Annotated in this window: 20 protein-coding genes; 13 read left to right on the forward strand and 7 right to left on the reverse strand. The window is 65.9% G+C overall.

What is annotated here, in order from left to right; all coding sequences use genetic code 11:
* The first annotated feature begins 2 nt into the window (after positions 1-2).
* Genes GTH22_RS17700 through ccoS form a run of 3 tightly spaced genes read left to right on the forward strand, consistent with a single transcriptional unit; the run spans position 3 to position 2,798 of the window.
* Complete coding sequence (locus tag GTH22_RS17700; protein ID WP_252946914.1) at positions 3-455, forward strand: FixH family protein; 453 nt, start codon at positions 3-5, stop codon at positions 453-455.
* A gap of 1 nt (position 456) precedes the next feature.
* Entirely contained in the window at positions 457-2,640 is a 2,184-nt protein-coding gene (locus tag GTH22_RS17705) for a heavy metal translocating P-type ATPase (protein WP_252946915.1), read from the forward strand.
* On the forward strand, positions 2,640-2,798 hold the full coding sequence (ccoS, locus tag GTH22_RS17710) for a cbb3-type cytochrome oxidase assembly protein CcoS (RefSeq protein ID WP_252946916.1): 159 nt from the start codon (positions 2,640-2,642) through the stop codon (positions 2,796-2,798). The genes GTH22_RS17705 and ccoS overlap by 1 nt, the downstream gene beginning before the upstream one ends.
* 84 nt (positions 2,799-2,882) lie before the next feature.
* Here the strand turns inward: ccoS and GTH22_RS17715 are convergent, their stop codons facing one another.
* The gene (locus GTH22_RS17715; RefSeq protein WP_252947671.1) at positions 2,883-4,571 is read right to left on the reverse strand and encodes a serine hydrolase; all 1,689 of its coding nucleotides are present in this window, start codon (positions 4,569-4,571) and stop codon (positions 2,883-2,885) included.
* A 290-nt stretch (positions 4,572-4,861) separates the two neighbouring features.
* Positions 4,862-5,569 (reverse strand): HAD family hydrolase, encoded by a 708-nt coding sequence (locus tag GTH22_RS17720; RefSeq protein ID WP_252946917.1) that lies wholly within the window; start codon positions 5,567-5,569, stop codon positions 4,862-4,864.
* A gap of 102 nt (positions 5,570-5,671) precedes the next feature.
* Between GTH22_RS17720 and clpS the strand changes: the two genes are divergently transcribed.
* The 3 genes from clpS to GTH22_RS17735 are packed head-to-tail and all read left to right on the forward strand — an operon-like array spanning position 5,672 to position 7,859.
* Complete coding sequence (gene clpS / locus GTH22_RS17725; RefSeq protein WP_252946918.1) at positions 5,672-6,019, forward strand: ATP-dependent Clp protease adapter ClpS; 348 nt, start codon at positions 5,672-5,674, stop codon at positions 6,017-6,019.
* A 19-nt stretch (positions 6,020-6,038) separates the two neighbouring features.
* Positions 6,039-7,007, forward strand: coding sequence for a class I SAM-dependent methyltransferase (locus tag GTH22_RS17730; RefSeq protein ID WP_252946919.1), 969 nt, complete (start codon positions 6,039-6,041; stop codon positions 7,005-7,007).
* A gap of 42 nt (positions 7,008-7,049) precedes the next feature.
* Positions 7,050-7,859, forward strand: a complete 810-nt coding sequence (locus GTH22_RS17735) for an SDR family NAD(P)-dependent oxidoreductase (RefSeq protein WP_252946920.1) — start codon at positions 7,050-7,052, stop codon at positions 7,857-7,859.
* Between the two features lie 32 nt (positions 7,860-7,891).
* Here the strand turns inward: GTH22_RS17735 and gshB are convergent, their stop codons facing one another.
* The 3 genes from gshB to rsmI are packed head-to-tail and all read right to left on the reverse strand — an operon-like array spanning position 7,892 to position 10,176.
* Complete coding sequence (gene gshB, locus GTH22_RS17740; protein ID WP_252946921.1) at positions 7,892-8,836, reverse strand: glutathione synthase; 945 nt, start codon at positions 8,834-8,836, stop codon at positions 7,892-7,894.
* Positions 8,837-8,896: 60 nt separating this feature from the next.
* Positions 8,897-9,286 (reverse strand): YraN family protein, encoded by a 390-nt coding sequence (locus tag GTH22_RS17745; protein ID WP_252946922.1) that lies wholly within the window; start codon positions 9,284-9,286, stop codon positions 8,897-8,899.
* The gene (gene rsmI, locus GTH22_RS17750; protein ID WP_252946923.1) at positions 9,286-10,176 is read right to left on the reverse strand and encodes a 16S rRNA (cytidine(1402)-2'-O)-methyltransferase; all 891 of its coding nucleotides are present in this window, start codon (positions 10,174-10,176) and stop codon (positions 9,286-9,288) included. Before rsmI ends, GTH22_RS17745 begins: the two co-directional genes overlap by 1 nt.
* 80 nt (positions 10,177-10,256) lie before the next feature.
* On the opposite strand from rsmI, the gene GTH22_RS17755 reads away from it, so the two are divergent.
* The 4 genes from GTH22_RS17755 (at position 10,257) to murJ (ending at position 16,638) form a co-directional block, all read left to right on the forward strand.
* The gene (locus tag GTH22_RS17755; protein ID WP_252946924.1) at positions 10,257-11,444 is read left to right on the forward strand and encodes a penicillin-binding protein activator; all 1,188 of its coding nucleotides are present in this window, start codon (positions 10,257-10,259) and stop codon (positions 11,442-11,444) included.
* Positions 11,428-14,220 carry a [protein-PII] uridylyltransferase gene (locus tag GTH22_RS17760; RefSeq protein WP_371928365.1) on the forward strand — a complete coding sequence of 931 codons (2,793 nt, stop codon included), beginning with the start codon at positions 11,428-11,430 and terminating at the stop codon, positions 14,218-14,220. The genes GTH22_RS17755 and GTH22_RS17760 overlap by 17 nt, the downstream gene beginning before the upstream one ends.
* A 48-nt stretch (positions 14,221-14,268) precedes the next feature.
* Positions 14,269-15,024, forward strand: coding sequence for a TSUP family transporter (locus GTH22_RS17765; protein ID WP_252946925.1), 756 nt, complete (start codon positions 14,269-14,271; stop codon positions 15,022-15,024).
* Between the two features lie 66 nt (positions 15,025-15,090).
* Positions 15,091-16,638, forward strand: coding sequence for a murein biosynthesis integral membrane protein MurJ (murJ, locus tag GTH22_RS17770; RefSeq protein ID WP_252946926.1), 1,548 nt, complete (start codon positions 15,091-15,093; stop codon positions 16,636-16,638).
* 3 nt (positions 16,639-16,641) lie between these two features.
* On the opposite strand, the gene GTH22_RS17775 is transcribed toward murJ, so the two are convergent.
* On the reverse strand, positions 16,642-17,931 hold the full coding sequence (locus GTH22_RS17775) for an HlyD family type I secretion periplasmic adaptor subunit (RefSeq protein WP_252946927.1): 1,290 nt from the start codon (positions 17,929-17,931) through the stop codon (positions 16,642-16,644).
* Positions 17,928-19,664, reverse strand: a complete 1,737-nt coding sequence (locus GTH22_RS17780) for a type I secretion system permease/ATPase (protein ID WP_252946928.1) — start codon at positions 19,662-19,664, stop codon at positions 17,928-17,930. Before GTH22_RS17780 ends, GTH22_RS17775 begins: the two co-directional genes overlap by 4 nt.
* A gap of 131 nt (positions 19,665-19,795) precedes the next feature.
* Here GTH22_RS17780 and GTH22_RS17785 point away from each other — a divergent pair, with 131 nt between their 5' ends.
* The 3 genes from GTH22_RS17785 (at position 19,796) to GTH22_RS17795 (ending at position 21,604) form a co-directional block, all read left to right on the forward strand.
* Positions 19,796-20,578 (forward strand): VacJ family lipoprotein, encoded by a 783-nt coding sequence (locus GTH22_RS17785; RefSeq protein ID WP_252946929.1) that lies wholly within the window; start codon positions 19,796-19,798, stop codon positions 20,576-20,578.
* 67 nt (positions 20,579-20,645) lie between these two features.
* Positions 20,646-21,182, forward strand: a complete 537-nt coding sequence (locus GTH22_RS17790; RefSeq protein WP_252946930.1) for a phospholipid-binding protein MlaC — start codon at positions 20,646-20,648, stop codon at positions 21,180-21,182.
* Positions 21,179-21,604: a hypothetical protein gene (locus GTH22_RS17795; RefSeq protein ID WP_252946931.1), complete on the forward strand. Its 426-nt coding sequence runs from the start codon at positions 21,179-21,181 to the stop codon at positions 21,602-21,604. The genes GTH22_RS17790 and GTH22_RS17795 overlap by 4 nt, the downstream gene beginning before the upstream one ends.
* The last annotated feature ends 3 nt before the right edge of the window (positions 21,605-21,607 follow it).

The following is a 21,607-nucleotide window of genomic DNA, read 5'->3' on the forward strand; positions in this document are numbered from 1 at the left end:
CCATGAGCGAGATTACCGGCGGCCAGGTCTTTGCGGTGACGGCGGGTGCCTTTGCCGTCATCATCGGGGTCAACCTCACGATGGCGTGGAAGGCGGTGAGCACCTTTCCGGGGCTGGAGGTGAAGAATTCCTACGTTGCCAGCCAGGAGTTCGACCGCAAGCGCGCGGCGCAGGAGGCGCTGGGCTGGGAGGCGGTGCCGCGCTACGAGAACGGCGTGCTGACGATTGCCATGACCGGGGCAGGGGGCGCCCCTGCTGCGGTGGAGGGGTTCTCGGCAATGATCGGGCGCACGACGGAGCGGCAGCACGACGTAGAGCCGGAGTTTGCGGCGGAGGGCTCGCAGTTTGTGGCGCGGGTGGCGCTGGCGAAGGGGCGTTGGGAGATCCGGGTGTCGGCGCGGGCCGCCGATGGCACGCCGTTCGAGCAGCGGCTCATTCTGACGGTGCGTGGCTGACATGGACGGGAGCCTCGAGCGCGGCGGCCTGGCGGCCTGCCCGGCCTGCGTGGCCCTGCCCGCGATGGGCGAGATCACCGGTGCGATGGCCGAGAAGGAGCTGATGCTGTCTCTGCCCGAGATCCACTGTGCCGCCTGCATTTCCGGCGTCGAGCGTGTGCTGGCGGCACAGCCCGGCGTGGCCTCGGCGCGGGTTAACCTGACCCTGAAGCGGGCGCGGGTTGAAGCCGACAGCACGGTGGAGGCGGGTGCGCTGGTGGGGGCGTTGACGGCGGCGGGGTTTGTTGCCCATGAGCTGGACCCGGAGTTGCTCACCACCACCGAAGCCGACCGTGCCGGACGTGATCTGCTGATGCGCCTCGCCGTAGCGGGATTTGCGATGATGAACGTCATGCTGCTGTCCGTCGCGGTCTGGAGCGGGGCAGAGGGCGCGACCCGTGATCTGTTTCACTGGATCAGCGCGGCGATTGCCTTTCCGGCCGTGGGGTTTGCGGCGCGCCCGTTCTTTGCCTCGGCGGCTCAGGCCTTGAGGGCGGGGCGGCTGAACATGGATGTGCCGATCTCGCTTGCGATCCTGCTGGCGCTCGGCACGTCGCTCTACGAGACGATTCACTCCGGCGCGCATGCCTACTTCGATGCGGCGCTGTCGCTGACCTTTTTCCTGCTGGCGGGACGATACCTGGATTTCCGCACCCGTTCGGTGGCCCGTTCGGCGGCGCAGGAGCTTGCGGCGCTGGAAGTGCCTCGGGCGGTTCGGTTGGTGGCGGGCAGGGAGGAGACAGTTGGCGTGGCGGAGCTGGCCGCGGGCGATCTGGTGTTGGTGCGCCCGGGGGGGCGGATGCCGGTGGATGGGGTGATCGTGCGCGGGCGCTCGGAGTTGGACCGCGCCCTGCTCACCGGTGAAACCAATCCGGTGGCGGCGGTGCCGGGGCAGGGGGTGAGTGCCGGTGAGATCAACCTGACGGGCCCATTGACGGTCCGGGTGACGGCGGCGGGGCGCGACACGTCTCTGCACCGGATGGCCGACCTCGTGGCCGTGGCTGAGAGCGCCAAGACCCGATACACCTCGCTGGCCGACCGGGCGGCGGGGCTCTATGCGCCGGGGGTCCATATTCTGGCGCTGCTGGCCGGAGTCGGTTGGTTCGTGGCGACGCTGGATGTGCGGGTTGCGCTCAACATCGCTGCTGCCGTGCTGATCATCACCTGCCCCTGTGCCCTGGGCCTTGCGGTGCCCGCCGTTGTCACCGCGGCCTCGGGGCGGCTGTTCCGCAAGGGGCTGCTGATCAAGGAGGGCACGGCGCTGGAGCGGCTGGCGGAGGTGACGCATGTGGTGTTCGACAAGACCGGCACGCTCACCATGGGCACGCCGGAGCCGATGAACCTTGCCGATGTGCCTGGTGATGCGAAGCGGGCGGCGCTGTCGCTCGCCATGGGGTCGGCCCATCCGCTCGCGGTGGCCCTCACGGCTGCGCTGCGCAACGAGGGCGTGCTGCCCTTGCCGGTCGAGGACGTGAAGGAAATGCCGGGGCTTGGGAGCGAGGCCCGCGCCGGGGGCCGCAGGGTGCGGCTCGGCAGGGCGGAATGGGTCGGCGCGAGGACCGGGGCGGAAACGGCAACTTGGCTTTTGGTTGGGGACGAACCGCCGGTTGCCTTCCTCTTTGCCGATCGGCTGCGCCCGGGCGCCTCGGAGGTTGTGGCCGGGTTGAAAGCGGCGGGCTGCGAGGTGGAGCTGTTGTCGGGTGATACGCCGGGCGCGGTGGCCCGGTTTGCCGAGACCTTGGGGATAGACAGCTATCGCGCCAGCGTGCTCCCGGCGGAAAAGGCCGCGCGGATCGAGGCGCTTCAGGCCGAAGGGGCGAAGGTGCTGATGGTGGGGGATGGGTTGAACGACACGGCTGCGCTGGCGGCCGCCCATGCTTCCATCAGCCCGGCGACGGCACTGGACGCGGCGCGGGTCGCCTCCGACATCGTGCTGCTGGGCGAAAGCGTGATGCCGGTGGCGGATGCGGTGGTGACGGCGCGAAGGGCGGTCCGCCGGATTCGCGAGAACTTTCGGATCGCCAGTGCCTACAACCTGATCGCCGTGCCTCTCGCCGTGGCGGGCCTTGCGACGCCGCTGGTGGCGGCATTGGCGATGTCGGCCAGCTCGATCACGGTGTCGCTGAACGCTTTGAGGCTTCGCTGATGGAAATATTGGTTTACCTGATCCCGATTTCTCTGGCGCTGGGGGCGCTCGGGCTTGGTGCCTTTGGATGGGCCCTGCGGAGCCGACAGTTCGACGACCCGGATGGGGATAGCCAGCGCATCCTGTCGGACGAGTGGGACAACACGCCTCGTCCTTAGAACACCATGTGTTTGCGGATCGTCAAAGATGAAACGCCCGGCGGATTTCTCCCCCGGGCGCGTCCCTCGTTATCTCTGTATCGCTCAGCCCTGGCCGGGCTCAAGCGCGGTGCAGGTGGTGCCGCGGGCTTCGAGCCGGGCGCAGGCCAGCTTGGCCTGATCGGCGGAGAGGCCGACGAAGATCGCCTCGAAGCCGCCCTTGCGGTTGTTCACCTTGCGCAGGCTGCCATCGAGCGTTTCCATTTCTTTCAGCGCGGTCTTCAGCAGCACCTTCTCGGCCGAGAAGCGCGACGGGTACTTGCCCAGCGAGATTGCCCAGAGCTTGCCGCCGGAGGTGGAGGCGCGGGTGATGACAACCGGCTCTTCGGGCTGGGTGCGGGCTGGGGCCACGGCAGGAAGGATCGCCGGTGCGGCCTCGGCAGACGCCAGTTGCACGGAGTCGGCCTCCGGGGCGGGCCGGTTCCGGGTCGGACGCGGCTTGGGGAGGAGGTCGGGGGAGATGGAAGGGCCACCGGCGGCGGTGAAGGCGCCGGACTCTTCGGTGATGGCGACTTCCAGATCACCGGCCGTGCCCGGGATCTCACCCGGCTCGATCTCGGGGCGGGCGGTGGGGCTGACGGCGGCCAGCACCACCTGCTCGGGCGCCACATCGGCCTTCTCGGGATCGCCCTTCAACTCGGCCAGGGCCTCTGCCACCTGCTCTTCGCTCTCGAGCGAAGCGCCGGGGGCGGCGCTGGCCAGCTTGACGGCGTCATCCGCCTCGGCGGCCTCTGCTGTGACGGCGGCCACGGCGGCGTCGATCTCCTCGGAGAGGGCGGCGAGCAACAGCTCTTCACTCACTTCGACGGTGGGTGCAGCGGGTTCCGCGCCGGGACGGCGGCGGGGGCGGATCGAGTTCAGGACGGTGCCGCTGACGCGGATGGTCTTGCCCTTGTAGACGCCGTCGCCCCCTTTGGGTGCGGGCGTGGGCGCTTCGAGCGCGGCGGTCATGACGGGCGCGGGGCCGGTGTCATCCTTGGTGTAGGCGGGTTTGGCGGGCTTGCGAACGGCGACCCGGGAGGGGGCCCTGCGAAAGCCGAGATCGAGGAGTTCTGCCACCTTGGCATTGCGTGTGGCGGAGCTGCGGCCGCCGAAGACGGTGGCGATGATGCGCTCGTCACCACGCTCGGCGGAGGCCACGAGGTTGAAACCGGCGGCGCGGGTGTAGCCCGTCTTGATACCGTCAGCGCCCTTGTAGGCCGCGAGCAGGCGACGGTTGGTGTTGGGGACGGTCTTGCCCATGGTCTGCGTCGTCATGCGCGAGAACAGGTTGTAGTAGTCGGGATAGTCGTAAAACAGGTGGCGGCCGAGCTTGGTCATGTCGGCGGCGGTCGAGAGGTGGCCCTCTTCGGTGAGGCCGTGGGCGTTCTTGAAGGTGGTGCGGGTCATCCCGAGGGCCTGGGCCGTGCGAGTCATGCGGCGGGCAAAGGCGGCCTCGGATCCGGCGATTCCCTCGCCGATGGCGGTGGCGGCATCGTTGGCCGACTTCACCGCGGCGGCGCGGATGAGGTAGCGCAGGGCCACCTTCTGCCCGGCCTTCAGCCCGATCTTGGAGGGCGGCTCGGAGGCGGCCTTCTGCGAGATCAGGATCGGTGTGTCGAGCGTCAGCTCGCCATACTCGACCGCCTGAAACGCGATGTAGAGGGTCATCATCTTGGTCAGCGACGCAGGGTGAAGCCGGGAATCGGCATTGCGCGAGTGCAGCACCTCCCCGGTTCGTGCGTCGATCACCATCGCCGCATAAGGCGCGGCGTTGGCCCTCAGCGAGACGCTGAGGAGAGTGATGAGAATAAGTCCGATGACGAGACCGAAACGGCCTCTCTGGGAGAGCGTGCTCACGTCGCTTGCCTTTTACTGCCTCAGGCTGCCGGATTTTTCCGGTCAGCATTTTTTGTTCTGCTTGAGTATGACGCTAGCACAGGTTTTTTCGTGCGAAAACATGACATTTGAGAGGTTTTTTAAGGTTGCACCGATGTCACATGCGCTACATCTAGCGGGCCGTCGGGACCGCTTCCGCTAGATGTTTAGCTTATACCTTCGACCAGCGCAGGAAGTTCGCCCAAATCTGCTATTTCGCGGAAGCGGGTTTGCGCTTGTGGGGGGTCGGCATGTTCGAGGGCCCAGCCGAGGCTGTGAGGCACGAAAACACCCCAGGCGCCGACCTCCAAAGCGGGCAGAACATCAGATTTCATTGAGTTGCCGACCATCATCGCCTCGCCCTCGGCGTGTCCGGTGAAGATTCGGGCGTATGTCTCGGGATCCTTGTGGCTGACGATCTCGATTCGGTCGAAGAGGTCGCCCAGCCCGGATTGTGCCAGCTTGCGCTCCTGATCGAGCAGGTCGCCCTTGGTGATGAGCGCGATCCTGTGGCGCCCGGCGAGCTGTTCCACCGCCTCGCGGGCATGGGGGAGCAGCTCGATGGGATGGCGCAGCATGTCGCGACCAGCTTCGAGGATTTGCCCGATCACCGCGCCGGGCACCCTGCCGTCGGTCACCTCGATCGCGGTTTCGACCATGGAAAGGACAAAGCCCTTAATCCCGAAGCCGTAGTGCCCGATGTTGCGTTTCTCGGCCTCGAGAAGCCGGGCATCGAGGTGGCCCGGGTCGGCAAAATCGGCCAGCAGTTCGGCGAATCTCTCCTGGGTCAGCTGAAAGAACCGCTCGTTGTGCCAGAGCGTGTCATCGGCGTCGAAACCGATGAGCTGCAGGTTTGGCGGGGGATTCGTGGGCATTTTGCGTGTTTCTCTTGGTGCGCACCCTTTTCAGGGCGGGGACTGGCCTTATATAACGGCCCCGATATCCCTTGCACCAGACCATGCCAGATACGGAGCGCCATGCGCCTTGAGCCCATCACGATGTCGCAGGATGACGACGACGACGCCGTAGGCGGCGATCCGTCGATTGCACTGAAGACCCGGCCCAAGACCAAGAAGCCGCCGATGTACAAGGTGATGCTTCTGAATGACGACTACACGCCTATGGAATTCGTGGTGCATGTGCTGGAGCGGTTCTTCAACATGACTCACGCGCAGGCCTTCGAGATCATGCTGGCGGTGCACAAGAAGGGGCTGGCCGTGGTTGGCGTGTTCAGCCATGAAGTGGCCGAAACAAAGGTGGCGCAGGTGATGGATTTCGCCCGACGGCACCAGCACCCGCTGCAATGCACGATGGAAAAGGAATAGGGCTGCGGCTCTGCCTTCTATGAACTCCAGATTGAAAATGGCGCTCGACGCGGGCGCAATCACACTCCCCGAAGGGCGGATTGCGGTGTTTCGCCCCGGCGCCGGTGAGGCTTGGCTGCCCGAGGGGGCAGAGGTTGTTACCGGATATTTCCCCGATCATGCGGCCTGGACGGCACGCGGCTATGCCGTGGAGCGCGAACCCTCGGGAGACTATGTCGGCGCGATCGTCTTCGTCCCGCGCGCCAAGGCACTGGCCCGCGACCTGCTCGCGCAGGCGATCGCGCTCGGCGGTCCGGTGCTGGTGGATGGCGCAAAGACCGACGGTGCCGAAAGCCTTTGGAAGGCCGCGCGCAAGCAGGGAGAGGTCTCTGCCGCCTTCTCGAAGTCACATGGCAAGGTTTTTGCGGTGACGGGCGGTGACTTCTCTGAGTGGCGCTTGCCGGCCGTGTCGCGTGCCGCTGAGGGCTGGAAGACGGCGCCGGGCGTGTTCTCGGCGGAGGGGCCAGACCCGGGGTCGGTGCTGCTGGCCGAGGCGCTGCCAGCGCAGATGAAGGGCCGTGTGGCCGATTTGGGCGCGGGCTGGGGCTTTTTGTCGGCGGCGGTTCTCGAGCGCGAGGGCGTTGAGGCGGTGGAGCTGATCGAGGCGGAATGGGCAGCGTTGGAAGCTGCACGGGCGAACCTGTCCGACCCGCGGGCGCAATTCACCTGGGGCGACGCGATGGTGCCGCTTGCGGAGAAGGTGGATCACATCGTGATGAACCCGCCATTCCACCCCTCCAGAACCGCGGATCCGGCCATGGGGGCATCGTTCATCGAGGCCGCCGCGGCCTCTCTCAAGCCATCGGGGCGGCTCTGGATGGTATCCAACCGGCATCTGCCCTATGAGGCGGCTCTTGCCGCAAGCTTCGGCGAGGTGGCCGAGATCGGCGGGGATACGCGCTTCAAACTGTTTGCCGCGTCACGGCCGGCTCGCCAAGGACGCCGATAGGCATTAGGGTTCGGCCCGATTGGCCGCCACGAAGGACTGCACATGAGCTTTTCGATCAAGGGCAAGACCTGCATCGTTACCGGGGCCAGCCACGGGTTGGGCATGGCGATTGCGCGCCATTTCGTGGCTCGCGGGGCCAATGTGATGGCCGCCGATTCTGACGACAAGCGGCTTGCCGAGGCTTTTGCCGCCGATGCTGAAGCCGAGGAGAGCCGCCTGCGGTACTTTGCCGGCGACCTGCGGCAGCGGCTGGCACAGGCAAACCTGCTCTCGGCCACGATCGACGCCTTCGAGCGGGTCGATGTGCTGGTGAATGCCTACCGGGTCGTGCTGCCCTCCGTGCCGGGGGAGCCGGACAAGGACGAGGTCGAGGAGCTGCTGCAGCAGAACATGATGACGGCGCTGCGTCTTACGCAGCTCATATCCAAGCGGTTCGCCAAGCAGGCCGGTGAGGGCGAAGGGGAGGGGGACGCGGGCTGCGTGGTGAACATGAGTTCGATTGCCGCCCGGCGCACCCATCCGCGGTTGCTGGCTTACTCGGTGTCCTCGGCGGCTCTTGACCAGATGACCCGTTCGATGGCGGTGGCGCTCGCGCCGCAGCGCATCCGGGTGAACGCGGTGAGCTTCGGCTCGGTGCTGACCACCTCGCTGAACAAGGCGCTGAACGAGAACGAGGGCTACCGTGAGGATATCGTGGAGCACACGCCGCTGGGCCGGATTGCGCAGCCTTCCGAGGTGGCGGAGGTGGTGCAGTTCCTGGCTTCGGAGAGCGCGGGCTTCATCACGGGGCAGATCGTGACAATGGATGGCGGACGCTCGCTGCTGGATCCGGTGGGTGCCCCGGCACATTAGGGCACCCTGTCCATTGTGATGGTGGCCGGGCCTCAGCCGCGTTCGGCTATGCGCCGGTCGATGGCGTCCCAGATCTTGCCGGCAACGTTGATCCCGTCGAAGCGTTCCAGCTCCTGAATGCCGGTGGGGGAGGTCACGTTGATCTCGGTCAGCCAGTCTCCGATCACGTCGATCCCGACAAAGACCTGCCCGCGCTCGCGCAGAAGCGGCCCGATTGCGGCGCAGATCTCGCGGTCACGCTCTGTCAGCTCGACTTTGACCGGCTTGCCGCCGACATGCATGTTGGAGCGGGTCTCGCCTTCGAGCGGAACGCGGTTGATCGCCCCGACAGCCTCGCCGTCTACCAGGATCACCCGTTTGTCTCCCTTGGCCACGGCCGGGAGGAATTTCTGGGCGATGAGGGGCTCGCGGTTGATCCCGGCAAAGAGCTCGTGCAGCGAGGCAAGGTTTCTGTCGTCAGGGCCGAGGCGGAACACGCCCGCCCCGCCGTTGCCGTAGAGCGGCTTGACGATGATATCGCCATGCTCGGCCTTGAAGGCCCGCAGGGCGGAGAGGTCGCGGGCAATGAGCGTTGGCGGGGTGAGGTCGGGGAAGTTGAGCACCAGCAGCTTCTCGGGGCTGTTGCGCACCCAGAACGGGTCGTTGACCACGAGGGTCTTGCCGCCGATCTGCTCGAGGATGTGGGTGGTGGTGATGTAGCCCATGTCGAAGGGCGGATCCTGCCGCAGCCAGATTACATCCATCCCGGACAGCTCGATCTCCTGCAGGTCGCCCAGCGTGAAGTGGTCGCCCTTGGTGCGTCGCACCTCGAGCGGCCAGCCCTGCGCAACAACCTTGCCCTGTTTCCAGGCCAGCTGGTCCGGGGTGTAGTAGAAAAGCTCCCAACCTCGCGCCTGCGCCTCTTCGGCGAGCCTGAAGCTGCTGTCGGCGTTGATATCCACGCCGCCAATCGGGTCCATCTGAAAGGCGACCTTCATCGCGCACTCCCTTTTTGCACTCTCCTTCTCATGTAGGAGCCTGCAGGGAGTTGCAACGGGTCAGCCGAAGAAGGCGTTTTCCAAGATCCGGTGTTCGCCCCGGCCATTCACGAGGGCGAGGTCGAAGCGCATCGGGGTCGAGAGCGCCGCGGGGTAACGCCCGACATACTCCGAAGCCGCCGCCATGATCCGCGCGACCTGCCGCGGGGATATCGATTCTGCGGCGCGATCGAAGGTGCTGCTCTGTTTGACTTCGACAAAGACCACCGTGTCAGGGGTTTCGACGATAAGGTCGATTTCACCGCCCTCTCCACGCCAGCGGCGCTCGGCAATGGTGCCACCGCGCGCCTCGTATCCCAATGCGACCGTGTCCTCGGCCATCCGCCCGGCGTGGTAATTGCGCAGGCCGCGGTGGCGGCGGTGGGAAGATGGGGCAAGGTCGAACGGCATCAGTCATCTCCTGTCGCGCGGGACAGCTCCAGCGCCCGCTGATACATCTCGCGCTTGGGTCTGCCCAAGGCAGCGGCGACCTCTGCCGCGGCATCCTTTACGCGCAGCCGGCTCAGGGCCTCGCCCAAAGCGGCGTCAACAACCTCCGGGTCTGCTTCGCCAGCGACAGCACCGGACATTACAAGCACGATCTCGCCACGCGGCGGATCATCGGCCACCGAGGCACTCAGTTCGGCCAAGGAGCCACGCCGAACTTCCTCAAACTTCTTCGTCAGTTCCCGAGCCAGAGCCGCGGGGCGATCTTCACCGGCAGACTCGCACAAAAGGCCTAACAGAGCGCTAATGCGCTTTGGGGATTCGAAGAGGATCACGGTTGATCCGAACCGGGAAACCTCTGCAACGAACTGCTTGCGCGCACCGCCGGAGGACGGCGGAAAGCCGACAAAGGTGAAGCGGTCAGATGGCAGGCCCGAGAGGGTGAGTGCCGCAATCGCCGCCGAGGGGCCTGGTGCGGTGGTTACGGAGATGCCCTGCGCGGCCGCGTCCCTGCCCAAGGCATATCCCGGGTCCGCCACCAGGGGCGAGCCGGCCTCGCTCACATAGGCGACAGACGCGCCTTCTGCCGCAAGTTTCAGAACGCCGTTTCGGGCTGCAGGGGAGGAATGGTCGTGATAGGCGATCAGGCGTCGCCCGGCGAGCGGCACGCCGTGCAGTTCCAGCAGTTTGCGGGCCGTGCGCGTGTCTTCCGCCGCAATCACCTCGGCCGAAGCCAGAATATCCAGCCCCCTCAACGTGATGTCTCGGGCGGATCCGATGGGGGTGGCCACGAAATAAAGGCCTGCCGAGAGCGGTGTCTTTCGCCAGGCCGGTCCTCCTGTTGGCTCAGACATTTACTTGGCTCCCGCAGATGTTAGAATTGTTCGAACCCGGCTGTTTATACCGAAGCCCCGAGGCTCTGAAGGAGTACCCCATGTTTGCCGTATTGACGACTCCCCGCCGGATGGCGGCCAAACTCCTTGCTGTAGGCGTGATCGCCCTGCTTGCTGCCTGTGATCCCGCAGCGCTGGGCGGGCTGGGCAGCAACTCCGGCCCCAAGATCGACACCAGCCGCGCCGTTCCGGTTGCGCTTCTGGTTCCCGGTGGCTCCGGTCGCTCGGGCGACGATGTGCTGGCCAAGGCACTCGAAAACGCCGCGCGTCTCGCCATTGCCGACCTCGATGGCGTCCAGATTGACCTGCGCGTCTACAATACCGCCGGAAATGCCGGCAACGCCGCCCGCCAGGCCCAGGCCGCGGTGGACGCCGGGGCCAAGGTAATCCTCGGGCCGGTCTACTCCGAAGCCGCCAATGCCGCCGGTGTGGCCGTGGCCGACGAAGGCGTGAACGTTCTGGCCTTCTCCAACAACCCCGAGATTGCGGGCGGCAACGTCTTTGTGCTCGGCCCGACCTTCGAGAACACCGCCACGCGGCTGGTGTCCTATGCGCGGCGCAACGGCAAGGGCAACATCTTCACCGTTCACGCCCGTTCGGTTGCCGAGGAAATCGGGCGCGATGCCATCGCGAAGGCGATTCGCAACACTGGCGCCACCAATGCCGGTTCGGCCTCGTTCGAGCTGTCGCAGCAAGGGCTCGTGGCGGCGGTGCCGAACATCGTGGCGCAGGCCAAGGCTTCGGGCGCGACCTCGGTGTTCTTTACCTCCACCAACGACGGGGCCATGCCTTTCCTGGCGCAGCTTCTGCCCGAAGCCGGCCTGTCTCCGGGTGTGACCCAGTTCATGGGGCTCGGGCGGCTCGACATTCCGGCAGAGGCGCTGACCCAGCCGGGCCTTCAGGGTGCGTGGTTCGCCCTGCCCGACAACAACCTCTACAACAGCTTCCAGAATCGCTACGCCGCCCGTTTCGGCGGAAGCCCGCACCCCATTGCCGGCCTCGCCTATGACGGGATCGCCGCCATTGGCGCGCTGGTCGAACGTCGCGGCTCCGACGCGCTCACACGGGGTGCGCTGACCCAAGGGTCCGGATTTGTCGGCACCGGGGGCATCTTCCGCCTGCGGGGTGACGGCACCAATCAGCGGGGTCTTGCCATCGCCCAGATCCGCAACAACCAGGTCGTCATCGTAGACCCTGCGCCAAGAAGTTTTGGTGGTGCCGGTTTCTGATCTCGCCACACTCCCAGAGCCGATAGCCCCTTCCGGCGCGATGATCTGCGCGCCGGAGGAGATCATCGACACGGTCGCGCTGGCTCGTGCCATCGAAGACGCCTGCGCCGAGGCCGGCTCCGACCCGATGGCCCGCCGTGCGGCGGTGACACGGCATCTGAATGCCGCGGCGAAGGCGGGGCGAACCGCGATCGGAGACGCCTTCGAGCAGAATCCGCTGAAGGCGCGCGAGATGGTGCATGCCTATGCCTATCTGACCGATGGTCTGGTGGTGACGGCCTTCTGGTTCACCCGGCAGTTCCTGCACCCGCTGCCCAACCCGACATCGGCGGAGCACATAGCGCTCTGTGCCGTGGGCGGCTACGGCAGGGCCGAGATGAGCCCGCACTCCGATGTGGATCTGCTGTTTCTGACGCCCTACAAGATCACCCCCTGGGCGGAGAGCGTGATCGAGAGCACGCTCTATATCCTCTGGGATCTTCACATGAAGGTCGGCCATGCCAGCCGGACGGTGAAGGAGTGCATGCGGCTGGGCAAGCAGGACTACACCATCCGCACCTCGCTGATCGAGTTGCGCTTTCTGGCGGGCGACAGGCCGCTGGAGAAGGAGCTACACGACAAGCTGCACCAGGGCCTCTTTGCGGGTACCGGCAAGGAGTTCATCGAAGCCAAGCTCGATGAGCGGACGGAGCGGCATAAGAAACAGGGTGGACAGCGCTACATGCTGGAGCCCAACGTGAAGGAAGGGAAGGGCGGGCTGCGTGACCTGCAATCGCTCTTCTGGATTGCCAAGTATATCCACCACGTCGACGAGATCTCGCAGCTCGTGCCGTTGGGCGTGTTTACGCCCGAGGAGTTCACGGCCTTCGAGCAGGCGGAAAACTTTCTCTGGGCCGTGCGGGCGCATCTTCACCTTCTGGCGGGCCGTCCGGCGGATCAGTTGACCTTCGACATGCAAATCGAGGTGGCGGCACGGATGGGCTATGCCGACAGCCCGGGCCGTCGCGCCGTTGAGCATTTCATGCAGGACTACTTCCGCCATGCGACGATGGTGGGGGAACTGACCCGGATCTTCCTGACCGCGCTGGAGGCCGATCACGTCAAGCGGTTGCCGCATCTGGTCGGGCTTCTGCGCCGCCGCAGGGTGAAGCCGGGCTATGAAGTGCGGCAGATGCGGCTGGACGTGAAGGATGAAGATGCCTTTCTCGCCGATAAGCTGAACCTGCTGCACATCTTCGAGGAGGCTCTGCGCACCGGGCTGCTGATCCACCCTGACGCCATGCGGCTCGTCACGGCAAACCTCGACCTGATCGACGACGAAATGCGCGCCGACCCGGAGGCCGCAAGGATCTTTCTGGGTTTGCTGCTCAAGCATGGCAACCCCGAGCGGGCGCTGCGCCGGATGAACGAGCTGGGCGTGCTCTCAGCCTTCATCCCCGAGTTCGCGCCCATCGTGGCGATGATGCAGTTCAACATCTACCACCACTACACGGTGGACGAGCACACCATCCAGACCATCAGCGAACTTGCCGAGATCGAACGCGGCGAATTGATCGAAGACCTGCCGGTTGCCTCGCGCATCCTGAAGGCGGGGGTCAATCGCAAGGTCATTTACCTCGCCCTCCTGTTCCACGATATCGGCAAGGGTCGGGAAGAGGACCACTCGGTGCTCGGCGCCAAGATTGCCCGCGCCGTTCTTCCGCGCTTTCACCTCAAGCCGCGTGAGGCAGAGGATGTGGAGTGGCTGGTGCGCTATCACCTGCTGATGTCGGACATGGCGCAGAAGCGTGACCTCTCCGACCCGCGCACCATCCGCAGCTTCGCTCGAGCGGTCAAAACCAAGAAGCGGCTCGACCTGCTGACCGTTCTGACCGTCTGCGACATTCGCGGCGTCGGGCCCGGCACCTGGAACAACTGGAAGGCCCAGTTGCTGCGCAACCTCTACCGGCAAACGGCGGACGGGCTGGAAAACGGTCTCGAAGACCTGAACCGTGACAAGCAGTCTGCCGAGGCCCGCCGACAGTTGCGCGAGGCTCTGGGGCATTGGGACAAGGCCGACCTGCGCACCGAGTTGGCGCGGCACTACGACCCCTATTTGCAGGGGCTCTCCACCGCGACCCAGGTGATCATCGCCAACATGCTGCAGGGGATCGGTAACGATGAGATCCGTATCGACCTGACCCCGGACGACGACCGCGACGCCACCCGCGCCGCCTTCGCGCTGTCGGATCATCCCGGCATCTTCGCGCGCATCGCCGGGGCGCTGGCTCTCGTCGGGGCCAATGTGGTCGACGCGCGGACCTACACGACCAAAGACGGGTTCGCGACGCCGGTGTTCTGGATTCAGGACGCCGAGGGAAACCCCTACTCTATCGGCAAGCTCGACCGTCTCCGCGCGATGATTTCGAAGACCCTGAAGGGCGAGGTGCTGGCGCGCGAGGCGTTGACGAAGAAGGACAAGTTCAAGAAGCGGGAAATGAACTTCCGGTTTCCCACGACGGTCAGCTTCGACAACGAGGGCTCGGAGATCTACACCATCATCGAGGTCGATACCCGCGACCGGCCGGGCCTGCTCTACGATCTTGCCCGCACCCTCTCGGAGCGCAACCTGCAGATCGCCTCTGCCGTGGTGGCGACCTATGGTGCCCAGGCGGTCGACAGCTTTTACGTGAAGGACATGTTCGGGCTGAAGGTGCACAGCGAGAGCAAGCAAAAGGCACTGGAAACGAGGCTGAAGGCGGCCGTTCAGGCGGGCACGGACCGGGCGAATGGCTGAACCGGGCGCAGCCCCGGCCTGCCTTGGCTGTTGTGGGCGGCGCCAAGCGTGACCCTCTCTGAAGGCGCATTTCTGGCGGTGGCGAGCTTTGTCGCGGGCATCCTCAACGCGGTTGCCGGCGGCGGCACCTTCATCACCTTTCCGGCGCTGGTCTGGCTCGGCATCCCGCCGGTCTCGGCCAATGCGACGGCCACGCTCGCCGCGATGCCCGGCTACATGAGCAGCGCATGGGCCTTTCGCCATGACATCCGCCCGGAGGGTACGCTCGGGCTGCGCGGCATCCTTGCCAGCGCGGCGCTCGGCAGCCTGCTCGGAGCCGGCCTGCTGATCGTTACCCCGGGCGATGTTTTTTCCGGCGCGGTGCCGTGGTTGCTGCTGGTCGCAACGCTGCTGTTTGCCAGCGGCCCTGTGCTGCTTCGACTGTTGCGCCGGTGGCGAGAGGCGGATGCCGGACCGATTGCCGCGGCGCTTACCATATTTGTCGTCTCTGCCTACGGCGGCTATTTCAACGGCGGCCTCGGCATCATCCTGCTCGCCGCTCTCGGGTTGCTTGGCTACACCGACATCCACGGGATGAACGGTCTCAAATGCATCCTGTCGGCGGTGATCTCGATTCTCTCTGCCGCCACCTTCGCGCTGAGCGGGTTGATCGCCTGGCCGCCGGCCCTGGTGATCGGCGTGGCGATTACGGCGGGCGGCGTGTTCGGGGCGCAGCAAAGTCGCAAGATCAAGCGGACCGGGCTGATCCGAGCCTTCGTCACGGCCGTCGGGCTGGCGATGACGGTTGCATTCTTCGTGATCTGACGCTGACGGCGATTTCCACGGCAATTGCGAAGGCGTATAGTCGCGCAAAACAAGACGAGCAGCGCCATGCAACCCATCCGTCTCATCAAGGGCTTCCTGACAGTCGGCCTCTGGACGCTCCTCTCCCGCGTCATGGGGTTTGCCCGCGACATCCTGATTGCCGCCCGGTTGGGCGACGGGCCGGTGGCCGAGGCCTTTGTGGTCGCCTTCACCCTGCCCAACATGTTTCGACGGTTCTTTGCCGAGGGGGCCTTCAACCTCGCGTTCATCCCGATCTTTTCAAAGAAGCTGGAGAACGGGGAAGATCCCCAGGGTTTTGCCCGCGATGCCTTTTCCGGGCTAGCCGGCGTGCTCATTGTCTTCACCCTGCTGGCCCAACTCATCATGCCCTGGCTGGTGCTGGCGATGGCGAGCGGCTTTGCCGAGGATGAGCGGTTTGACCTGGCCACCACCTTTGGCCGGATCTGTTTTCCCTACATCCTGTTCATCTCGCTGGCGGCGCTGCTCTCGGGTGTTCTGAACGCCGGCGGCAAGTTTGCTGCCGCGGCCGCTGCACCGGTTCTGCTCAACGTGATCCTCGTCGGCGCGATGCTGACCGCCGATGCGCAGGGCTGGGATTTTGGCCTGACCCTGAGCTGGGCTGTCCCGGTGGCGGGCGTGGCGCAGATGGCGCTGGTCTGGATCGCGGCGTCTCGAGCGGGCTTCCGGCTGGTGCCGCGGATGCCGCGGATGACCCCGGAGCTGAAGCGCCTTGCGATCATCGCCGCCCCGGCGGCGCTGGCGGGAGGCGTTCTGCAGGTCAACCTCATCGTCAGCCGACAGGTCGCCAGCTTTTTCGATGGTGCGATCCAGTACCTAAATCTTGCGGACCGTCTCTATCAGCTACCGCTCGGGGTGGTTGCCATTGCAATTGGCGTGGTGCTCCTGCCGGAGCTGTCGCGGCGGCTGGCCGCCGGTGATGAGCAGGCCGGGCGCGACGGGTTCAATCGCGCCACGGAATTTGCGCTGGTGCTGACAGTGCCGGCTGCCGTGGCGCTGGTGCTGGTGGCGGGGCCGCTGGTTTCGGTGCTGTATCAACGGGGCGCCTTCGGGGCCGAGGCCGCTGCCGCCACGGCCCTCGCGACCGCTGCCTACGGAATCGGCCTGCCGGCCTTCGTGCTGCAGAAGGTGCTGCAACCGCTCTACTACGCCCGCCATGACACCCGACGCCCGCTGAACTACGCGCTGATCGCCATGGTCGTGAACGCCGCGGCGTCTATCGGGCTGGCCTTGTGGCTCGGCTTCATCGGGGCGGCGCTTGGCACCACGCTGGCTGGCTGGGTGATGGTGGCGCTGCTCTGGCGCGGGTCACGCCACATGGGGGTCGCGGCCCAGATCGACTCGCGCCTGGTGTCGCGTCTGCCGCGCATTGCGCTCTCTGCCGCGCTGATGGGGGCGGTGCTTTTGGGGGTGGAATGGGCCTTGGGAGATACGCTCTATACAACGGGGGTGCGCTACACGGCCCTGCTTGCGCTGGTGGCCGCCGGTATCATCAGCTACTTCGCCGCGGCCCATGTCACCGGCGCGCTGCGGCTCTCCGAGTTGAAGTCCGCGATGCGGCGCAAACGGAGTTGACCCTCAGCTTTCGCGGAAGGCCCGGTTGAAGTACTCCGCAAAGGGCTTCACCAGGTAGGCGAGGGGGCTGCGGTCTTCGGTTCTGATGAAGCTTTCGACCGGCATGCCGGGGAGGATCGTGCGGCCCGAGAGCTTTTCGGCCTCGCCGTCGCCCAACCTTATCTCGGCACGATAGAAGGTGGCGCCACTGCGCTCGTCGCTGAAGGCATCGGCCGAAACCTGCGCGACCGTGCCGAACAGGTCGGGCGTTGTCCGGTCGTCGAAGGCCGGGAAGCGCAGCACCACCTCCTGCCCGACAAAGACCTGGTCGATGTGGATCGGCTGCACGCGGACTGCAACGACCAGCGGCCTGTCCTGCGGAATGAGGTAGAGCACCGGGTCGGCCGCGCCGATGACCGACCGGGGGGTGGTGACGGAGAGCCCGTAGATCACACCCGAGACGGGCGCGCGGATCTCGAGCCGGGAGAGCCGCAGGGTGAGGACCAGGCGGCGTTCGAGCAGTTCGGCCTCCCTGGCGGTCATGTCGCGAAGTTGCGTGATGGCGTCTTCACGACGGCGGGCACCGAGTTTCAGGATCTCGATATCCAGCTCCGTCGTCTTGCCCTCGGCCTCGGCCCGTGCGGCAGCGAGGCGCCCGATTTCGCCGGCGAGGCGGGCCTCTTCGCGCTCGAGCGCCAGAAGCCTGTCGTAGCTCACCAGCCCGCGTTCGTAGAGGTTGCGCTGGGTTTCCAGCTCGCGCTGGATCAGATCCACTTGGCGGGTGAGCGCGGTGCTCTGGGCATCGATCCCCTGCACCTGACTTTCGATCTGGCCCTTGCGTCGGCCAAGCTGGTCGGCCTCGCGTGCCAGCGTGTCGCGCCGGGCTTCGAATAGCCGGATCTGGCCCTCGACCATTTCCCTGACGTCCGGCGAGAGGGCGGCGCGGGTTGTGATGTCATCCGGGAAGCTGATGCTGGCGGCCTCGTCCCGCTCCGCCCTCAGGCGGGCGGCGCGGGAGGAAATTTCAAACAGCCTGCCCTCCACGATCGAGAGTTCGGAGGCCATCTCGGAGGCGTCGAGGCGGATGAGCATGTCACCGGCGGCAACGCTTTCGCCCTCGCTGACCAGCACGGCCTCGACGACGCCGCCGTCGGGGTGCTGCACAACCTGACGGCTCTGCATTACCTGCACCTGTCCCGAAGCGACGATGGCCCCCGAGATCCTGGCAAGGGTGGCCCATGCGCCGAAACCGCCCACCAGAAGGGTCAGGGCGAGGGCTCCGAGCGATAGCGGGCCACGCGCGGAGGGGGTCATGTGACGCCTCCCTGCCCGGTGGAACGAGAGATTTCGGAATGATTGAGGGCCACTTGACGGAGCACCTCGTCGCGCGGCCCGAATGCCTTTTTCACTCCACCATCCAGCAGCATCAGGAGGTCGCATTCCTGAATCGCGGCTGGGCGGTGCGCCATGATGAGCACCGAGCGGTGATCGGCCTTCAATGCGCGAATGGCGTGGTTAAGCGCCTCGGAGCCTTCGTTGTCGAGGTTGGAATTGGGCTCGTCGAGCACCAGGATCACCGGATCGCCATAAAGCGCGCGGGCCAGCCCGATGCGCTGAACCTGCCCGCCAGAGAGCCGACCGCCCGCGGCGGAAACCGGCGTATCGTAGCCGTTGGGGAGCCTCAGGATCATGTCATGGGCGGCGGCCCTTTTTGCGGCTGCAACAACGGCTGCGGCGTCAGGTTCGGGAGCAAGGCGGGCGATGTTTTCGGCGATTGTGCCCTCAAACAGGGTGACGCGTTGCGGCAGGTAGCCGATGTAGGCACCCAGCGTGTCGGGGTCGTAGTGGTCGAGCGCGGCGCCATCCAGCCGGATGCGCCCGCCAGCGGTGGCCCAGGTGCCGGTGAGTGCCCGGGCGAGGGTGGATTTGCCCGCGCCGGAGGGGCCGATGACCCCCATCGCCTGCCCCGGCTCCAGCCGGAACGAGAGCATCCTGAGCGCGGCCTGGCTTTCGCCGGGCGGAATCACGGTCGCCTGTTGCACCTCGAGCAGGGCGCGGGGCGCGGGGAGGTCTGTGCGTGGGTTTTCGGCAGGCACGGCGGCGAGCAGCCTGCCAAGGGAGGCCCAGCCCTTGGAGGAGCGACTCACCAGCTCCCAATGGCCGATGAGCTGCTCGATCGGGGCAAGGGCGCGGCCGAGAAGAATTGAACCGGCAATCATCGCGCCGCCGGTCAGCTCCCCCCGCAGGACCAGCCATGCCCCGAGCGCCAGCATGGCCGATTGCAGGAAGAGCCGCAGGGTGCGGGTGATGGTGCCATATCCGCCTGCCCGATCGGCGGCCGTGAGGGCGCGAAGGGCCGAATGCCCCCGCGCGGCCTTCCAGCGGGCGAAGGTGGCGCCGCGCATGCCGAGGGATTGGATCGTTTCAGCCTCGCTGCGGATCTGGTCGGCCATGCGATCAGTCGATTCGCGCAGCGCCGCAGCCTCCAGCGCCGGGCGGCGGGTGCGGGCTTGGTTGAGCAGGGTCACGGCCACGAGCACCAGGCCGCCGCTTGTGGCGAGACCGCCGAGGAGTGGGTGAAACAGGAAAATTGCGCCAAGAAACAGAGGCGTCCATGGAGCATCGAAGATGGCCAGCAGTGCGGGAGACGACATGAACCGCTGCACGCTGTCGAGGTCGCGCAGCCCGCTTGCCGCCAGCGCGCTGCCCGGCGCACGCGACTCGGCAGAGAGCGTGGCGGCAAATACCCTGGCCTCCATGTTTGCCTGAAACCGGGCGGCCACCCGCGCCATGATGCGCCCTCGGGCGTAGTCGAGCATGCCCATCATGAGAAAGAGGAACGCCACCAGCATGAAGAGGGCGACCAGCGTTTCCTCCGAGCGTGAGCCGAGAACCCGGTCGTAGACCTGAAGCATGAAGAGCGGGCCGGTCAGCATGAGCAGGTTGACGAAGACCGAGAACAGGATGGCTGCATGGATGAGCCGCCGCGCCATGGCACGGGCTGCCCGCAGTTCGGCAAACCCCTTGGCGGTCTCCGACATCCGCATTTTCGCCGTTCTCCCATCGCAGGCCCGCTACTTTCCGCCGGTTGTGACCCGACGCCGCCACGGCTATCGTGCCCACAGGGAGCGGGTCGGTCTGGCTCGTGTGCCCTGCGCACCGAAATACGCAGAATTGGTTGAGATTTCCTTTGCTTCACCTTGCCTCCACTCGCCGCACCGGGGCCGCCCTGATCCTGGCCCTCGCCACGCTTGTTGCGGGTTGCACGCCCAACACGTCGGGCGAGGCAATCTTCGATCCCTACGAAAAGCAGAACCGCAATGTTCATGCCTTCAACAAGCGGGTCGACAGCGGCATGGGGGGCGGCAAGGGCGGTGGCATCGGCAAAGCGATCCCGGCGCCTGTCACGCAGGGGCTCTCGAACATCTCGACCAACTTCAGCCAGCCCAGCTACATGATGAACCATCTGCTGCAGGGCAACATGGAAAGCGCCATGCGCAACTTCTGGCGCGTTGCGGTGAACACCACCGTGGGCATTGGCGGGATCTTCGATCCGGCGACCCGTATCGGCCTGCATGACGACGCGACCGATTTCGGGGTGACGCTGGCCAAGGCCGGCGTGCCGGAGGGGGCCTACATCGAGCTGCCGATCCTTGGCCCGTCGACGGAGCGGGACGTGGCCGGAAAGGTGCTCGATACACTGCTGAACCCGCTTCAGGGCGTGATTGCAGCCGAGGATCAGAGGAAAATTACCGTCATCCGGGTGCTCTCACGCGCCGGTGATCGGGCAAAGTATTCGGAAACCGTCGATTCTGTTCTATATGACAGTGCAGACAGCTACGCGCAGGCGCGGATCATCTACCTCCAGAATCGCAGGGGGCAGACCGGAGATACCGAGGCCGCAGAAGCAGAGGCAGACGAGGTTTACGATAGCTATGAAGACTTTTACGGCAGCCAGTAACATCCCCACACTCACCCGGCGCAGCCTGATTGCAGGGGGCAGCGCCCTCGCGGCATCCGGGCTGGTCATGCCGCGCGCGGCTCTGGCGCTTTCTTCCGGGGCCTCCCAGCAGTTGGTGACGGCGGCGGTTGGCGAGATCAACAAGGTGATCGCCTCGGGCAAGTCCGAAGCCGGCATGCTGGCGGACTTCCAGCGCATCTTTGTTCGCTATGCCGATCTCAACTACATTTCGTTCTATTCGCTCGGGTCGGCCGCACGTGGCGCCTCGAAAGGACAGATGCGCGCCTATACGCAGGCCTTCTCGGGCTACATTGCCCGCAAGTATGGCCGTCGGTTCCGCGAGTTCATCGGCGGGCGGATCGATGTGAAGGGGGCGCGCCAGGTCAAGAAATGGATCGAGGTCGATACCGTTGCCACGCTGCGCGGGAGCTCGCCCTTCGATGTGACCTTCTTCGTCAGTGACGGGAGCGGCCAGCACAAGTTCTTCAACCTCTTCATCGCAGATGTGAACATGCTGCTGACCGAGCGCGCCGAGGTCGGTGCCCTGCTCGACCGGCGCGGCGGCAACATCGACGCGCTGATCGAGGATCTGAAACGCGCGTGAGGGCCTGGCGGCTTCTGGGCCTGGCACTTGCCTGCGCCGCGACCCCGGCCCTGGCCCTGGAGGTCGAGGGCCGCTATCGCGCCAGCCCGGAGGCGGAATGCGAGGCGGGCGACGGGGCTGAGGGCTTTCTGCGCATCGAGGATGGCGTGTTTCATGGGTTGAGCGGCACCTGCAAGATGCTCAACCCGGTCAACGTGCGCGACATGAACGCCCAGCTCTTCGACATGGAATGCGAAGGCGCCAACCCCAATTTCCAATGGACGGAGCGCGCCTTGTTCATGGAGGGTGCCGAAGGCGGGCTGATCCTTGCGTGGAACGGTTATGCCTTCCGCTACGAGCGCTGTCCTGCCCCGGCCGAGGCCACGGCTGAAATGGAGCCGGTTGCCGCAGAGCCCGGGTCGGCGGCCGAAGCCGCCGACTGATCG

This window comes from Oceanicola sp. 502str15 (assembly GCF_024105635.1).
In the GTDB taxonomy this organism is placed as follows: Bacteria; Pseudomonadota; Alphaproteobacteria; order Rhodobacterales; family Rhodobacteraceae; genus Vannielia.

Excerpts from the sequence above, each read along its gene's own strand:
- GTH22_RS17735 (WP_252946920.1), top strand. The coding sequence starts at position 7,050 with ATGAGCTTTTCGATCAAGGGCAAGACCTGCATCGTTACCGGGGCCAGC.
- gshB (WP_252946921.1), bottom strand. The coding sequence starts at position 8,836 with ATGAAGGTCGCCTTTCAGATGGACCCGATTGGCGGCGTGGATATCAAC.
- GTH22_RS17730 (WP_252946919.1), top strand. The coding sequence starts at position 6,039 with ATGAACTCCAGATTGAAAATGGCGCTCGACGCGGGCGCAATCACACTC.
- GTH22_RS17705 (WP_252946915.1), top strand. The coding sequence starts at position 457 with ATGGACGGGAGCCTCGAGCGCGGCGGCCTGGCGGCCTGCCCGGCCTGC.
- GTH22_RS17790 (WP_252946930.1), top strand. The coding sequence starts at position 20,646 with ATGCCGCGCGCGGCTCTGGCGCTTTCTTCCGGGGCCTCCCAGCAGTTG.
- clpS (WP_252946918.1), top strand. The coding sequence starts at position 5,672 with ATGCGCCTTGAGCCCATCACGATGTCGCAGGATGACGACGACGACGCC.
- GTH22_RS17775 (WP_252946927.1), bottom strand. The coding sequence starts at position 17,931 with ATGACCCCCTCCGCGCGTGGCCCGCTATCGCTCGGAGCCCTCGCCCTG.
- murJ (WP_252946926.1), top strand. The coding sequence starts at position 15,091 with ATGCAACCCATCCGTCTCATCAAGGGCTTCCTGACAGTCGGCCTCTGG.
- rsmI (WP_252946923.1), bottom strand. The coding sequence starts at position 10,176 with ATGTCTGAGCCAACAGGAGGACCGGCCTGGCGAAAGACACCGCTCTCG.
- ccoS (WP_252946916.1), top strand. The coding sequence starts at position 2,640 with ATGGAAATATTGGTTTACCTGATCCCGATTTCTCTGGCGCTGGGGGCG.
- GTH22_RS17720 (WP_252946917.1), bottom strand. The coding sequence starts at position 5,569 with ATGCCCACGAATCCCCCGCCAAACCTGCAGCTCATCGGTTTCGACGCC.
- GTH22_RS17780 (WP_252946928.1), bottom strand. The coding sequence starts at position 19,664 with ATGCGGATGTCGGAGACCGCCAAGGGGTTTGCCGAACTGCGGGCAGCC.
- GTH22_RS17745 (WP_252946922.1), bottom strand. The coding sequence starts at position 9,286 with ATGCCGTTCGACCTTGCCCCATCTTCCCACCGCCGCCACCGCGGCCTG.
- GTH22_RS17700 (WP_252946914.1), top strand. The coding sequence starts at position 3 with ATGAGCGAGATTACCGGCGGCCAGGTCTTTGCGGTGACGGCGGGTGCC.
- GTH22_RS17715 (WP_252947671.1), bottom strand. The coding sequence starts at position 4,571 with ATGGTGATCGACGCACGAACCGGGGAGGTGCTGCACTCGCGCAATGCC.
- GTH22_RS17755 (WP_252946924.1), top strand. The coding sequence starts at position 10,257 with ATGTTTGCCGTATTGACGACTCCCCGCCGGATGGCGGCCAAACTCCTT.